The 15,356-nt window shown below is 55.3% G+C and carries 14 protein-coding genes; 7 read left to right on the top strand and 7 right to left on the bottom strand.

The annotated features are described in order from the left end of the window. Window positions 1-28: 28 nt before the first annotated feature. Window positions 29-2,257 (bottom strand): FISUMP domain-containing protein, encoded by a 2,229-nt coding sequence (locus BUB55_RS12980; protein ID WP_083597028.1) that lies wholly within the window; start codon window positions 2,255-2,257, stop codon window positions 29-31. Between the two features lie 86 nt (window positions 2,258-2,343). Beyond that, window positions 2,344-3,684 carry a carboxylesterase family protein gene (locus BUB55_RS12975; RefSeq protein ID WP_073192165.1) on the bottom strand — a complete coding sequence of 447 codons (1,341 nt, stop codon included), beginning with the start codon at window positions 3,682-3,684 and terminating at the stop codon, window positions 2,344-2,346. An 81-nt stretch (window positions 3,685-3,765) separates the two neighbouring features. Between BUB55_RS12975 and BUB55_RS12970 the strand changes: the two genes are divergently transcribed. Next, the gene (locus BUB55_RS12970; protein ID WP_073192162.1) at window positions 3,766-4,629 is read left to right on the top strand and encodes a carbon-nitrogen hydrolase; all 864 of its coding nucleotides are present in this window, start codon (window positions 3,766-3,768) and stop codon (window positions 4,627-4,629) included. Window position 4,630: 1 nt separating this feature from the next. Then, window positions 4,631-5,656, top strand: a complete 1,026-nt coding sequence (locus BUB55_RS12965) for an agmatine deiminase family protein (RefSeq protein ID WP_073192160.1) — start codon at window positions 4,631-4,633, stop codon at window positions 5,654-5,656. A gap of 3 nt (window positions 5,657-5,659) precedes the next feature. On the opposite strand, the gene BUB55_RS12960 is transcribed toward BUB55_RS12965, so the two are convergent. Then, the gene (locus BUB55_RS12960; protein WP_073192158.1) at window positions 5,660-6,322 is read right to left on the bottom strand and encodes a ribonuclease H1 domain-containing protein; all 663 of its coding nucleotides are present in this window, start codon (window positions 6,320-6,322) and stop codon (window positions 5,660-5,662) included. Window positions 6,323-6,367: 45 nt separating this feature from the next. Here BUB55_RS12960 and BUB55_RS12955 point away from each other — a divergent pair, with 45 nt between their 5' ends. The 5 genes from BUB55_RS12955 to BUB55_RS12935 are packed head-to-tail and all read left to right on the top strand — an operon-like array spanning window position 6,368 to window position 10,746. Then, entirely contained in the window at window positions 6,368-6,913 is a 546-nt protein-coding gene (locus BUB55_RS12955) for a hypothetical protein (RefSeq protein WP_073192155.1), read from the top strand. 3 nt (window positions 6,914-6,916) lie between these two features. Beyond that, window positions 6,917-7,786: a PHP domain-containing protein gene (locus BUB55_RS12950; protein WP_073192153.1), complete on the top strand. Its 870-nt coding sequence runs from the start codon at window positions 6,917-6,919 to the stop codon at window positions 7,784-7,786. A 2-nt stretch (window positions 7,787-7,788) separates the two neighbouring features. Beyond that, window positions 7,789-9,819 (top strand): hypothetical protein, encoded by a 2,031-nt coding sequence (locus tag BUB55_RS12945; protein ID WP_143153073.1) that lies wholly within the window; start codon window positions 7,789-7,791, stop codon window positions 9,817-9,819. An 18-nt stretch (window positions 9,820-9,837) separates the two neighbouring features. Beyond that, entirely contained in the window at window positions 9,838-10,032 is a 195-nt protein-coding gene (locus BUB55_RS12940) for a hypothetical protein (RefSeq protein WP_073192149.1), read from the top strand. A 9-nt stretch (window positions 10,033-10,041) separates the two neighbouring features. After that, window positions 10,042-10,746, top strand: coding sequence for a MauE/DoxX family redox-associated membrane protein (locus tag BUB55_RS12935; RefSeq protein WP_073192146.1), 705 nt, complete (start codon window positions 10,042-10,044; stop codon window positions 10,744-10,746). Window positions 10,747-10,845: 99 nt separating this feature from the next. Here BUB55_RS12935 and prfB read toward each other — a convergent pair. The 4 genes from prfB to BUB55_RS12910 form a co-directional block, all read right to left on the bottom strand. Continuing rightward, a protein-coding gene (prfB, locus tag BUB55_RS12930) for a peptide chain release factor 2 (RefSeq protein WP_143153072.1) occupies window positions 10,846-11,953 on the bottom strand; the annotation gives its coding sequence in 2 pieces (ribosomal slippage) (window positions 10,846-11,880 and window positions 11,882-11,953; 1,107 coding nt in all). A 13-nt stretch (window positions 11,954-11,966) separates the two neighbouring features. Then, entirely contained in the window at window positions 11,967-12,974 is a 1,008-nt protein-coding gene (locus tag BUB55_RS12925; protein WP_073192142.1) for a peptidylprolyl isomerase, read from the bottom strand. Between the two features lie 43 nt (window positions 12,975-13,017). Then, window positions 13,018-13,737, bottom strand: coding sequence for a hypothetical protein (locus tag BUB55_RS12920; protein ID WP_143153071.1), 720 nt, complete (start codon window positions 13,735-13,737; stop codon window positions 13,018-13,020). 197 nt (window positions 13,738-13,934) lie between these two features. Then, a complete protein-coding gene (locus BUB55_RS12910) occupies window positions 13,935-15,275 on the bottom strand; it encodes an FISUMP domain-containing protein (protein ID WP_073192135.1) in 1,341 nt (446 codons plus the stop codon). Window positions 15,276-15,356: the final 81 nt, after the last annotated feature.

The following is a 15,356-nucleotide window of genomic DNA, read 5'->3' as shown; positions in this document are numbered from 1 at the left end:
TGCTTGGTGTTTTTTTGCTGAACCAAATTTACAAGTTGGAGACCACCTTTTTCTTTTTGGTTGCAGAAATTTCAACTAACTTTGGGGCATCTTCCTCGCTGTTGGCCCAACGTATGCTGGAGTCGCAAACAAAGAGCCTCTTCATGTAAACAACCTCTTTATACTCCGTATAGAAAGTGCAACGGCCGTACATTTCTTCAATGGTCAATTTATGCCATACGCCGTTGGAGCAGGAATAGGTCGCACCGTCGCTAGCAATCACCTTGCGGGCTTGCGTAGTCGTGCATTTTCCCAGCTCTGCAATCACTTTGTCGACCACCTGCCACTTGAGCACCCTCGAAGTATTCCTCATGCATTCGTAAATGGTCGTATCCACCATGGCGGTGTCGCCATTGCGTTTTTCGCTGCAAAAACCGAACTTCTTTTCCAAGCTGTCCTTGGCAGTCCAGCTGGAACCGCGACACATGTATTCCACGTCGTTCAGCTCCTTAACGGTTTCAATCAAAGAGGAATCGCATTTTCCTAGGCGGTCCGCATCCGTCGCCTTGGCCCAAGACTTGTTCTTGCACACGTATTCTATACCACCCAGCGTTTTAAGCGTTCCCGCATTGGTGTTGTCGCAAACACCGAGGGAATCCGTCCTTGTAGCCGTAGACCAGGAACCATTTTTGCAGATATAATCCTTGCCACCATGGGTTTTAAACGTTCCCGCAGTGGTGCTGTCGCAAACACCGAGGGAATCCGTCCTTGTGGCTGTAGACCAGGAACCATTTTTGCAGATATAATCTGTAGACGAATACCTGATTATTTCTCCCTTCCTCTCGGCCGTGCAAGAGTCCAGATACGCGTTGCGGTCCAATTCAACCCAGGCGGAACCATTGCATTTGTACGGCGTATGAGAATAATAATAGCCCGAAACAACTACCGCAACAGAATCCTTTAACTTCGGGGAGCACACGCCCATCGTCTTTTCGTTTGAAGTCATTGAAGTCCAGCTGTTCGAGCTACGACACACGTAGTCGGTCCCCGAGTACTTGGCCACCTCGAACCATCGGGTCGAATCGCAGTTGCCAATATAATCGGTCATGCCTGCAGTACGCCACCCCGTGGAGTCGCATACATAACTGTTCCCCGAGGAGGTCGAATCCATTTTGCCCCTAACAGACGGGATACAGAGACCCAGTTCCGTCGAGGGATACGTAAGTTTTTCCCAGCCAGTAGCGAGGCAAGCGTACATCACGTCATTATAGTTGACCACCACGTTCAAACGGGTGCTGTCGCATTTCTCGTCGGTATCGAAGATTGTCGCGCGATTCCAGTACCCGCCCTTGCATATGTATACGGAATCGCTATAGGTGTACAACAAGGTCGTATCGACCACGTTACCGCAACGCTTGTAACTAGACAGGCTCCACTTGCCCTTGTAGCAAATGTAGGCAGAGTCCATGTTCGCCACGTAAAAAGAGTTGTCTACATCGGCAAAAGAGGAATCACATGTGGGCAAGTCGCTCTTGGTATGCACAATATAGGTGAACGCCATGCAGCGCTGCGAATAGTAGCCGTAAGTGTTCGCCTTCTTGAAAAGGGTTGTCCCGGATTCGCCCAAAATGGTGTATACGAAGTCGTCCCGGGTCAGGTAGTACGCCTCCGTGCCCATCCCGGAACATACCAGGGATTCCTCCATTTTGCAGGAGCCCGAGTACACCAGCGGAACGTTCTTGTTGTCCATCACATACTTCCATTCGGAACGCGTGGGGGCGCGAAACTTGCCGGGGCAAGCGGAACCGCCGTTCGGGAAGTACAGACGTCCGTTCTTTTGGCACAGGGAATCGTTGTTGTCGTAGCAAACATTGCCCAAGCCCTGAGTCTTGTTCGCAAGGTTGCTCGTCATCCAAATGTAGGGGCCCACTCGGAGCGTGCCGTACTTTTGCTCGTCACGGGAATCCACGTACGAGCCGACACTGTCCTGTGGCACCTTGGGGTCAATAAGGGAGATGGCCGAGTAATGCGTGTCGACATACGAGCTGCTGGACTTGCCCTTGGAAGACGAGGACCCGGTAGAATCCTGTTTGCCGGAACTGGACGAGCCGTTCTGCTTCCCGCTGGAATTGCCGATATCGGTTGAATCCTCAATATCGAGGGCGTCCTCCTTTTTGCGGACGCCAAAATCGTCGTCATCGTCGCCACAGGCGACAAACGAAGCCGCTAGGCACAGGCCCAAAGCGCAAACACTAAAAAAATGCGAGATTTTTTTCATCTTGCCTCCAGTAACCCGTAAACCTATACATCAAAATAATAAAAAAAGCCGAGATGAGATCCCGGCCTTTTACGAAAAGGCGCCACTTAGCGGGCAATTCCAAAGCGGACAGCCCGTTCGCCCCTCACCTGGAGCACAAACACGCCCTTGCCCAGGTTCGAGAGGTCGACTACTTCGCCCTTGGAGGCAAGGCCGTTCAGCACTGCGCGACCACGAAGGTCAATCACGCGGTAAGAAAGCGGGCTATCGCTATCCACGGTAAAGCTCAGGTTGCCCTCGCCCATACGGACTCGGCTCGCCTTCGCCAAGACCACAGGCTTGATGCCCGCCGGCTTTTGCGTTAAGTTGTACAAAAAATCAAAGACTTTCTTTTGGACCGTGGCGGTGTAATCGCCTTCGTCATAGAATTCATGTTCCGCCCCCTCGACAAAGTATGTCTCGTGGGCAACGCCCTTCTTGGTAAGCACGGAGTCAATCACGTAACTGCCATAGAGCGTAGGGGCCTTGAGGTCCAACGTATAGGAGGCCGCCGTCGCCCCCAATTCCGAGGGGATGATGTTTTCGAGCACGTGCGCCACGTTGCTGAGCGGGCGACCCGCTTTAAAGTAGACAGTCTCGTCGGCAGTGCCGTGAATGAGCAGAACCGGGGTATCGTTGTCGCCAATCATGTCGATATTGTGCACTGCCCCCCAGAGAGCGGCCACCGCGTTGGCATTGGCGTAACTAGCCTTTTCGCCGTAATCGTCAAGCCCGCCCAGCAAAGGCTGTTTGTCGATGTAGCTCGGGAAGTCACTGCGGCTACGGGCATAGAGGTTCTCGAGACTCAAGATGGCGCCGGCGCTGTTGCCGACCAGGTAAATGCGGTTCGGGTTGATGCCGAGCTTTTTGGCGTTGGCACGGAAATAGCGGACCGCCGCACGCACGTCCTGCACTCCGCGGTAAACAGCGCGTGCAAAATCAACGCTATCGATGTGCAACTGGTAGTTTTCGCCCGTGAGCGTCACACCCAAACGATACTCAATAGAAGCCGTCACATAACCGCGCGCCGCCAGGGAATCGCAGTAGTTCACGGTATGCTGGGCATAGTCGTCCTTGGAACCCGCCACCATGGCGCCACCGTGAGACACAATCACCGCAGCACGGTCCGTCTCGGTATCGCCCTTGGGCATGTAGAGGTCCATCAGCAAATCCTTTGCCGTCACCTCGCCTTCGTCGGTATAAAAATAAGCGACCGTAGCATCCCCTTTCAGCATCTGGTAAGCCAAAAGCGTATTGGTAATCATATGGTATTCGCTCAAATGCGGCACATTCTTGGCAAAAACCACGTCACTACTCTTCTCGACACTGAACATCCTGTCTTTGTAACGTTCGGCAGCAGTAGCAACTGAAACAGCCAAGCACAACGACAAAAGCAAAAATCTCTTCATTTTCTTTCCCTTTCTTGTTTTTTTGCATTGCAAATATAGAACAAATTTGTTTTTTTTCAATGTTTTTCTAAATTTTGAACTATGAAGAAAATCAAAGTATGCACCCTGCAGGGTAAGTGGACCGGCGATTTTGACACGAACAACGCCTGGTACAAAGCCCAAGCGCTCGCCCTCGAGGGCAAGGACGTGGACCTGGTCATTTTACCCGAACTCTTCCACACACCCTACTTCCCGTTCGAAGAGAACGCCGACTTTTTTGACCTAGCCATTGAGAAGGACGCCCCGATTGTGGGCGAATGGCAGGCGATTGCCAAAAAGTTGAACGCGGTCGTGGTGTTTCCCTTCTTTGAAAAACGCGCCCGCGGCATTTACCACAACTCGGCATTCGTTTTTGAACGCGACGGAAGCATCGCCGGGCTCTACCGCAAGAGCCACATTCCCGATGACCCCGCTTTTTACGAGAAGTACTACTTTATCCCGGGCGACACCGGGTTCGAACCCATCAAAACAAGCGCCGGCACGCTGGGCGTGCTCATTTGCTGGGACCAGTGGTTCCCCGAAGCCGCCCGCATCATGAGCCTCAAAGGAGCCGACGTGCTCATTTACCCCACGGCCATCGGATGGATGGATTCGGAGCCCCAGGAAATCTACCCGCGCCAACAAGAGAGCTGGACCACCGTGATGCGCGGTCACGCCATTGCGAACCGCACTTTTGTGGTCGCCGCCAACCGCTGCGGAACCGAAGGACACCTCACTTTTTGGGGCACGAGCTTTGCCGCCGCCCCCGACGGCTATGTACTGAGCCAGTGCGGTACCGACTTTACTGGCGCCTCCTTTGTGGAACTCGACCTCGCCGAGACCGAGGAGAATCGCCGCTGGTGGCCGCATTTCCGTGACCGCCGCGTAGACCTGTACAAAGACATCTTGAAAATCTGGGCTGATTAACATGGCAAAGAATGAAGTTCGTTACCCCGCCGAATGGGAAAAGCAAGAGGCCACATGGCTCGCCTTCCCCCACAACAAAAAGAACTGGTACGGCGAGCGCGGTGAAAAAATCCGCTGGTTCTATGTGGATTTGATCCGCACCATCAGCGAATTCCAGCCGGTGAACGTGCTGGTCCCAAACAAGAACTACCTCACTTACAACGAAAAATGCGCCATGGCCGACCGGCCCTTCCCCGCCAGTTTTTACAACATAAAGACCGACGACATTTGGATTCGCGACTACGGTCCGTTTTTCCTCAAGCAGGGCGAAAAAACCGTGATTGCCCAGACGCAATTCAACGCCTGGGGCGCCAAGTTCCCGCCGTGGAAAAACGACAACCAGATTCCCGAGCGCCTCGCCGAGATTTTTGAATACAAAATAAGCAAGAGCATCCCCTACATTTTTGAAGGTGGCGCCATCGAAGTCAACGGAGACGGACTCGGCATGACCACGCTCGATTGCCTCGTGGGCAATCACCGCAACGCGCCCAAGGATTTGAGCAAGGTCATCAAGGCGCTTTGCGGGGCCTTTGGCCTCAGGAGCATTCTGGTACTCCCTCGCGGGCTCAACGGCGACCATACCGACGGACACATCGACAACGTTGCCCGCTTTGTGGCCAAAGACCGCGTGGTCATGGCCTGGGAAGAAAGTCCGCGAAGCAAGAACCGCGAAACCCTCGCCCAAAACCGCTACCTCATCGAGACCTTCCTCAAGGCGCACTACGGTAAAAAAGCCAAGGTCGACACCCTGCCACTCCCACCGCAGCGCACGCTCGACGACGGGCAGATTCTGCCTGCCAGCTACATGAACTTCATCTATGTGAACGGCGGGTTAATTTATCCTAAATACAAGTGTGTCAACGACAAGGTCGCCCAAAAGTACTTCGAGAGCGTGTACCCCAAGCGCAAAGTCATTGGCATCGACTGCCGCACTGTAATTGAAGAAGGCGGAAGCCTCCACTGCCTAAGCAAGCACGAGAGCAAGTAGGCCCTAGTCTTCGTATTTTTCGCTCGCCTTTTCGGCGGCAGACAAAATCTTCTCGACCTTCGCGCCGTTCTTGGCGGCTTCCTGCGCGTCCTTTGCGCGCGTGATTGCCGTCTTGGCGAGTTCGTCGGCGAGTTCATTCCACTTAACACCCGTATGGGCAGCCACCTTCTCAAAACTCACCCGGTGCAAATAAGGCTTAATAGCGTTCACGTACTGTGTGGCAATGCTGCTTTTGGCTTTCCACTCGCCGCGCGCCCAACGGGCAATGCCCTCGTAGTCGTGGCAAATCGTGCCAATCTTGTCGTTGGCGTCAAGCCACTTCATGGCCTGGTAACTCGCCATGACTTCGCCGTCAATATTCCTGCTCTCGGCATCAAATGCCGTGATACCAAAGCCGCGGGCAAGTTCCTTGTCACCCTCGGTCACCACAAAAGACCATCCCGCCTTGGCAAATGTCGGCGTAAACGATCCATCCACGTAAATGCGGATGCCGTTTTTTACCTCGGGCTCCTCGCCGCGCATCCAAGCTTCGGCCTCTTCCCTCGTGGCAAACGACTTGTAACGGATTCCGGGCACGCCCTTCACCAGCCGTTCGCATTCCGGCCAGTTGTCCACAATCTTATCCCTGTTCGGGCCCTTCATCGCATAGAATTTTGTCTTCGCCATGGGCGCTAAATTAGTATATTTTGTAGAAACTGTTAGGGAACGAAATTGAAACCGTCACCGTATTTTACAAATCGACTCAAGTACTTTTTCAAGCGCTTTGCGAGCCAGCAATCGCTCTCCCGCTGGTTCCTGCAACAGGCCGGCGAAGAGTCCGGTGCATTCAACTTCCCTGCCGTGCTCAAGGAGAACCCCAAAACGCTGGTGTTCCTGGCTCGCGACATGGAAACCTCCTCCTCATTTATGCACGCCATGCCCCAAGCATGGTTCCAAAACGTTTTGCTCATCGCGCACGAGAGCCTGCACGCCCTCATATCGGCCAAGCGAGCCAAGGCCATCTATTACAGTGACCTGGAGTGCCGCTATGGGGAACCCGTCTTTCAAGAAATCGAAGACAAAATCACGGAATTCAATCCCACGGTATGCATTTACCTCGGCAAACCGTTCCTCCCCAGGCTCTACCTCGCCAAAAAATGCGGTGCCGGGTGCCGCATCGGCTTCAACTGCGAAGACCTGTACCCGTTCCTTAACCTGAGCCTCCGCCCCGAAAACTCTTCGCCGGCGCAGCTCCTCATGCAGTATTACGGATTTTAGACAGTGTACAAGGGATCTACCATCATCACCGAAAAAGGCGGCTACGCGGACTTGCACTTGCACACCCGCCTTTCCGATGGTACGCTCTCGGTCGAGGAACTACTGACTCTTTGCAAGCGCAAGGGGCTCCGCTGCATCTCGATTACCGACCACGACAACCTCGACAGTTACAAGCTGGCTGCGGAACCCGCCAAAGAAATCGGACTCGAAATCATCCCGGGCATCGAGATTTCTGCCGTTTGGCAGGGCAAGGACATCCACATCCTGGGTTACTTCTGCGACCCCACGAACCTCGCCCTCAACATGGAACTCGAGGACTTCGCCAAGCAGAGAATCGCCCGCGCCAAGGCGATTATCAAAAAACTGAACGCCCTCGGCATTGACATCACCTACGAGAAGGTCCATTCGTACTGCAAGGGCAAGGTCATTGGCCGACCTCACATCGCCATGACGCTTGTGGACGAGGAGTACATCGGCAACTTCGCCGAGGCCTTCACCAAGTACCTGGGCGACGGCTGCATCGCTTTTGTCGAAAAGAAGGGGCTCAACCCGCAAGAGACCATCCGCCTCATCGAAAACGCGGGCGGAATCGCGGTCCTCGCCCACCCCTACAAGTCGGGGCTCAGCGACGAGTTCATCGAGAACATGGTCGAATGGGGCATCCAGGGCATTGAAGTTTACAGCCCGGCACAAAAGGGCGCCGTGGGGCGCAAGTACAAGGACATGGCCCAAAAGTACGGGCTGGTCGGCACCGGAGGCTCCGACTTCCACACCGAAGGGAGCCCCTACACACCCAACTGCATGAAGATGCCCTACACCGTGGTGCAGGCGCTCCGCGAACGCCGCGAAAAATCCCGCGCCGAATGGTTCTAAGCATGTCGTTGCATACCGTCATAAAGTTTCTTGTTTGCACAGCCGCAGTCCTGGCCGTCGCTGCCGGGGCGCAACCCATGCAGCCCAAGCAATACCATATTCCCGCCCCGCAGGACTCCGCCTGGGACGCCCCCGACGGCATCGACCCCGCCGTCCGCGAGAACGACGCCGGCCGCTGGGCAATCCAGCACCGCGAACTCATGCAGCGCACCTACGACGTGTCGGGTCAAAAGTCCGAGTGGGTGCTGGGCACTTCCATTCTTGGGAATCCGGAACTGGACCCGTTCTCCATGGGCATCGGCAGCGTTTCGACCCGCTACCCCAGCAAGCTTTCGGGACTCTACACCACACGCCTAGGCTACGATGCCACGGCGCTCTCGCTCAACGGCGAGAACGGCATTCTCTTTGAGGAACGCCACGGCGCCCTCCTCGACACCCCCATCACCGACCTCTCATGGGAGCGTTCCACCTTCATGGGCAACGCCCTCCGCCTCGACTTCCGCAGGCTCGTCACCGATTCGGTGATGTTCGACTTTGGCGTACAGAGCCGATCGAACAAAGACAGCAAGGAATACGAATACCAGAACGTGACCCACTCGCCATACTTCTCGCTGGGCCGCGACTCCAGCAGCATCCCGTTCTCGGGCAGGAACATCGCCGTCAACAGCATGCACATCCAACCAATGCTCACCTGGCGATTCGGGTTCGGCAAAGCATTCGCCAAAATCAACTTCTTAAGCCTCGAGAACGCCGACAACACAAGCCACAAGGTTATTCTCGACACCCTCGACAAGTCCAAGCGCTATTTTCAAACAGACCCCTACACCATCGACGTGGAGGCGGTCACCTACGGCGCAGGCGTTGAATTCTACCCCGTCAAGCGCTTCACCGTCGGTACCAGCTTCCACTACGGCACGCACGACATCGTGCTCGACTCCATGGGCAACGTCATGAGCGGCACCAAGACCTACGTGGATTCGCTCGAGATCGAGCACACCGACACGCTCTATTACGACACGACGCACGCCTACACCTACGAAACGTTCTTGGGCGACTTCAACATGAGTTACGCCTCGCTGCTCAACCCCACGCTCAAATTCGAATACGAGTTCCTGAATACCGGCAACACCTTCAATTACGACAAGGCAGACGAATACTCCAAGGAATACGAGCAGGACCGCGAAGTGGGCTACCTCCAGCTGGCCGACACGCTCGGGATTGTCCTTTTCCGCACGCAAATCGGCATGCAGCGCAACAGTTCTCTCTACGACGAGGTCGACTACGCCAAGGCGTACTCCGCCGACCTCACGCTGCTTTTGCCGTTCCACTTCCGCTTTAACGCCACCCTCCGTCACGACAACAAGTTCCCCGACGTGTGGCAACAAAAATTCAACGACACAGGCCGCATGAGCTTTGCCCGCAAGGACCTCAAGACCGAAGTCCGCGACCGCCATACCGCAAACATCGGCTGGTACTCCCGCGAAGTGTTCTACGGACTCGGCATCCGCCACGAAGACGCCGACGACCTCATTAAGCAGCGCTGGGTCAAGGGCCACGGCCTTGAATCGGTGGAGCAGGCATTCCAGTGGACCAACGTGAGCGAAGCCGAGACCTACGACTGGCTTTTCCAGCTGGGGTTCCGCCTGGGCAACTGGAAGTTCTACCTCGAACGCGGGCAGGTTTTGGACCGCGACGCCAGTGAAAAACTCATCGACACTCCGGAACTGTACTACAAGGGCAGCATCCACTGGCAAAACCGCTTTGTGCGCAACCGCCTGGGTGTAAGTGTCCGCGTGGACTGGCAGTGGTTTGACAACCGCTACGACTGCACCATCAACGAGGACGGACTCCCCGAGCTCGAAGAGATGCGCCACTACCTGGCACTCGACTTCGAAGCCCGCATGCAGATTTTGAGTTTCGAGCTGTACAACCGCATCGAGAACTTCAACCACAGCATTTACATGCCGGCTTCGGGCTACACGCCCGAAGGACTCCGCTTCTCATACGGCATCGTTTGGACCTTCAAGAACTAGATTTGTATATTAAGAACCATGAAACAAAAATTCCTAAAGTTTTTTGACGCCGTTCTCGCCTACCTAAAGACGCTGAACTGGCCCGTCCTGCTCGGCATCGCCCTGTTCTGCATCGTTCTCGCCATCGTGAACAACATCCGCGTAAGCGACGACAAGTCCGTCGACTGGATTGGCACGCAAGACGTGATGGAAAAACCGGCAGACATTCTCTAGGGGGCGACCATGATCGAATGCTTTGAAAAACAGAATATCAAGCGCTCCATCGTCGCGGGCGTTATCCTCCTCGTCGCTTCGTTCTTTGTGGCCGTTGGCGTCGCCGAAATCAGCTTCCCCGAGAGCCTCCTCACCTTCACCGACCAGGACTGGCTCATGGATATTTGGCCCAAGGCCTACCGTTACAACATCCATGTGGGGCTCAGCGCCGTGATTATCGCCTGCGGGCTCATTGTGCCCGCCTACAAACTGCAAAAGGACTTCGCCATCCGCGCCCTCGAGACGCTCTGCCGCATCGGCATCGGCGGGATGTTCATCTTCGCCTCCATCTTCAAGATCCAGGACCCGCACCAGTTCGCGACCCTCGTGGCGCAGTACCAATTCTTCTCGGCGCTGCATGTCGACTTCGTCAACAACTTCTTTGCGCTAGTTTACCCGCAATTTGAACTCTGGTTCGGGCTCGCGATGATCTTCACGCCGTTCGTGAAGGAATCAGCATTCGCCATCTTCTGGATGTTCGTGAGCTTCATCATCGCGCTCGCCTGGGCGCTGTGGAACGACCTCGGCATCACCTGCGGATGCTTTGAACTCGAAGGCGCTCAAGACAAGGCTGAGGCATGGACCAGCCTCATCCGCGACCTCGTGCTCATTTGGCCTACGCTGTGGCTCGCCTTCCGCAAGAACAAGAGCCTGATTAGCGTCTGGAAAAAGTAACGTTCGGAATTACATAAAAAAAGCCCCGGACTTTGGCCGGGGCATTTTTTTTAATAGATGTCCGCACCTGAGACGACGAACGAGCGGTCTTTACCCGTCTTATTTCTGTTCCTCGCTGGTGCTCAGCAGGTAGGCGTTGATGAACGGCTTGATCTTGCCGTCGAGCACGCCCGCCGTGTCGGAAGTCTCGACACCGGTGCGCAAGTCCTTCACCAGCTGGTAGGGCTGCAGCACGTAGCTGCGGATCTGGCTACCCCACTCGACCTTCTTCTTCTCGGCCATGCGGGCGTCGCGCTTGGCTTCTTCTTCCAAGCGGTAGTGCTCGGCGACCATCGTCTTGAGCATCTTGTAACAGGTCTCGCGGTTCTGTATCTGGCTACGTTCCGTCTGGCAACTCGCCATGATTCCTGTAGGCAAGTGCGTCATGCGCACGGCGGAGTCCGTCTTGTTGATGTACTGGCCACCGGCTCCGCTACTGCGGTAGGTGTCCACGCGCACATCAGCCATGTCCAAATCGAATTCCACGTCTTCGTGTTCGGGGTACAGGTACACGGCAGTAAAGCTCGTGTGGCGGCGTGCGTTCGCGTCGAACGGACTGATACGCACCAGGCGGTGCACGCCTATTTCGGAGCGGAGCAGCCCGTAGGCATTCTCGCAGGTCACCTCGATGGTGGCGCTCTTGAGTCCCGCATCTTCGGCTTCCTGGAAGTCCACCACCTTGAAGTCCATGTTCTCGCGTTCAAAGAAATGCGTATACATGCGGAAGAGCATCAGAGCCCAGTCTTGCGACTCGGTGCCGCCCGCACCCGGATGGATGGACATGAGGCAGGCGCAGGCATCATCCGGCCCGTTCAGCATCTTCTTGAATTCCATCTCCTCGACTCTGGCCTTCAATGCGGCAATATCCGCTTCAATGGAGGCGGTCAAGTCGGCGGAATCCTCTTCCTTGCTCATCTCGTACATTTCGGCCAGGTCGTCGCAAATCTGCGAGACCTCTTTCCAAGAATCGAGCAACCCACGAAGGTTCCCGATTTTTTTCATCATGGACTGGGCCTTGTCCTGGTCATTCCACAAATTGGGATCTGCGGAATCCTTCTCGAGCACATAAAGTTCTTCGGTCTTTGCCTCTAAGTCAAAGATACCCCCAGAGTTTGTCAATGCGGGTACGCAATTCGATAAGCCCAGTGTGTGTAGTCTGGAAAGCCATCAATCAACCTGAACTAGTTAGCGCCGCCAATGGCCTGGGGCGGAGTGTACTTCTTGTCGAGGTACTGCACCTTGTAGACCTTGGCAAGACCGTCCAAATAGGCCTTGAGCTGCATCTGGCGGTCCTGTTCGGCCTGCACGCGGAGGATGTAGTCGATCTGGTGCTTGTAGCTCTCGTACTTGCCGTCGTTCTTCTCGGTAAGCATAAAGATGGAAACGCCGTCCTTCTCCACAACCACGTCAGTGATCTCGCCGACCTTGATCTTAGCGACAGCCTTGGCAAAGGCGTCGCCCTTGCTCTTGGCGAGGAACTTGTTCATCACGCCACCGGTCTTCTTGGCTTCGGGGTCGTCGCTATAAACAGCGGCCAGCTGGGCGAAAGTCGCCTTCTTGGTGCGGACCTGGGCGGCAAGGCCCTTCAGCACTTCCTTTGCGTCCTCGATTTCCTGCTTGGACTTGCCCTTCGTACTCATGTAGATGCGCGCACCGCTGATGGTGTCGTTGATCTGAGCCTTACCCTTGTTGAGTTCCCAGAAAGCTTCCTTCTGCTTTTCTGTCGGGTCCTTCGGGTACGGGACCTTCTTCTCAAGGAGGGCTTCGCTCTTGAGCTGGTCCTCGATCTTGGACTTGAACTGCGCCATGGTCGTGTTGGACTTCTTCAGTTCCTTCTGGAAGGCGTCTTCGCTGGGGAACTGCTTTTTAAAGAGCTTGGTCACGCTGTCGACCTTGGACTGGGCGACCTTGATGCCCTGCTTTTTGCATTCGAGCTTCACGAGTTCCTGGCCGACGAGGTTGTCGATGACCGCATAGCGGACCTGGGTCATGGTTTCTTCGTTCACCTTCTTGCCATGGAACTGCTGGGCAGCAAGCATCTGTGCCAAGCTATCAATTTTACCGGCAGAAATACCCGTCTTTTCGACGCGGATTACGTCAAGGCTCTTGGAGTTCAAGAGCTGGGCCGAAGCAATACCCGCGGCAAGCACCACGGCTAAAACACTACGAGAAACAATCTTAAGAGACATTATCTATCCTTTTTAAAAATTTCCGGGTATAATATAGCAAATTTTACCCCATAAAGGCATTGAAGGTAAACGCAAGGCGGTTCGCCTTGTAGGTTACATCGTAGCTGTACCTGAGCTCTAGTCCCAACCCCAAAAATTTGTTCACCTTATACGTCACATATGTGCCGCCACCATATTCGATAAAACCGTAATAATAGGGTTCGCCAAAGTCCGACTTCTCTTTTTTCCAATAGCAGTCCGTATCGTCATCCCAACAACTAATCGGGCTTGAGTCATCTTCCTTATAAGGCACCCAATGATCGCCACCACCTGCAGTATAGAGAGCCTCGCTCCGGGAGGCAAACTGGAACAATCCAACAAGCAAGGCGGGAGTCGGCGAAATCTGTTCCATTACGCTTATGCCGCCCCGAAACCATTCGGGCTTACCATCACAGACACCAATAAGCCTCCAGTCCGTCCACCCCATGATGCCGAAATGCTCAAAGGCGGTCCCAAGAGTCATGTAAGGATTAGATATCTGAAGTCCAAAACCAAATCCAAAATGATCTATGAAACGAATGAGCGACATGCCAAAATCGAACGGCCATTCCGTTTCAACGATCTCTTCCCACACACTGGTGCTATGCTCGTTTTCCGGCGCCTGTATCGCCGAATCGGACGTAGACGCCGTATACACCGTCAACGAGGCATCGAAGAAAAAACCGCCCATACTGTCGCGGTTATGGTAAGCCGACATGAACGCCCCCGACGACGGTGGCCGCATCGTGCACCCCGCCAACAAGACAAGGGAGAGGCCCAGCACAATTTTCAACAAACTAGACATCGCACCGCATAATATAAGAAAACTTATGGGCGTTCCCCCTACGGGGGCGGGCTCTGCTCGCCTTCGGCTCATCGAGCCTCGCTACGCAAGTCTCGCCACATAGTGCGACGATCCCTAACGCATAGCAACAAAGACATCTACTCTTTATTCTTTAAACAGCGAACCGACAGGCCGTGGGAACGGTCATTGCTGTTGGAGATGCCGGCCGAGGTGCCGTAGGAATAGAAACTATACCCGCCCAGAGACCACCAGAACCCTCCAGTCGAGACATAGCCGCCGTTCGAATACCGGCGTCCGGTCGGCAGGGCGCCGAAACCGAAGTTGTCGTCGCCGCTATTCACTCCCCAGCCGGTACGCGAGGAAAGGACCTGGCCGGCGTTCCCAAGCGTTTCGGCGTTGGACTTCAGGGTCATCCATTCGCTGTAAACCGGGATGTGCCAGCCGTCGGGGCATACGCCCTGGAGCTCGCCGTTCACGTTCTTGGACGCATCGAGGTAGCACGAGATGCCCTCGCCGCACTCGGCCTCCGTGCGGCCGACAGACGCGGCCCACGTGTAGAGCCGGCCGCCCACGGAGCAGTATTCGGCCTTGCCGTCGAAGCAGAAGCTCTGGACGCCGTCGTTGACCTTGTAGTTCAGGTTCTCAGCCATCCACGTCTGCCCGCCTATCTGCACCGTACGGTACGTGTGGCCGTCACGCGAGTCTGTCAGCGTGCCGTAGGTAATGTCGGGGTTCACGCGGGCGGAAAGGGGGACATCCCAGCTCCAGTTGGCCATGGGCACCCAGCTCTTTCCGGTACAGTAGTATATGCTGTCGGCGTTCACCTTGCCGTTCATCGTCCGGCCGGCATTCGACGAGTTGCAGGTCTCCCCTTCGGTATCGCGGCACAGCGTGGTCTGGCACGCCTTGGCGTTTTCAACGCAGCGGACAGACAGGCCGTGGGAACGGTCATTGCTGTTGGAGATGCCGGCCGAGGTGCCGTAGGAATAGAAACTATACCCGCCAAGAGACCACCAGAACCCTCCAGTCGAGACATAGCCGCCGTTCGAATACCGGCGTCCGGTCGGCAGGGCGCCGAAGCCGAAGTTGTCGTCGCCGCTATTCACTCCCCAGCCGGTACGCGAGGAAAGGACCTGGCCGGCGTTCCCAAGCGTTTCGGCGTTGGACTTCAGGGTCATCCATTCGCTGTAAACCGGGATGTGCCAGCCGTCGGGGCATACGCCCTGGAGCTCGCCGTTCACGTTCTTGGACGCATCGAGGTAGCACGAGATGCCCTCGCCGCACTCGGCCTCCGTGCGGCCGACAGACGCGGCCCACGTGTAGAGCCGGCCGCCCACGGAGCAGTATTCGGCCTTGCCGTCGAAGCAGAAGCTCTGGACGCCGTCGTTGACCTTGTAGTTCAGGTTCTCAGCCATCCATGTCTGCCCGCCTATTTGCACCGTACGGTACGTGTGGCCGTCACGCGGAAGATGCCCCAAAGTTAGTTGAAATTTCTGCAACCAAAAAGAAAAAGGTGGTCTCCAACTTGTAAATTTGGTTCAGCAAAAAAACACCAAGCA

This window comes from Fibrobacter sp. UWP2, from assembly GCF_900141705.1.
Taxonomy (GTDB): Bacteria; Fibrobacterota; Fibrobacteria; order Fibrobacterales; family Fibrobacteraceae; genus Fibrobacter.
The sequence above is the reverse complement of the archived record's forward strand: the minus strand, read 5'-3'. Positions and strand labels throughout refer to the sequence as shown.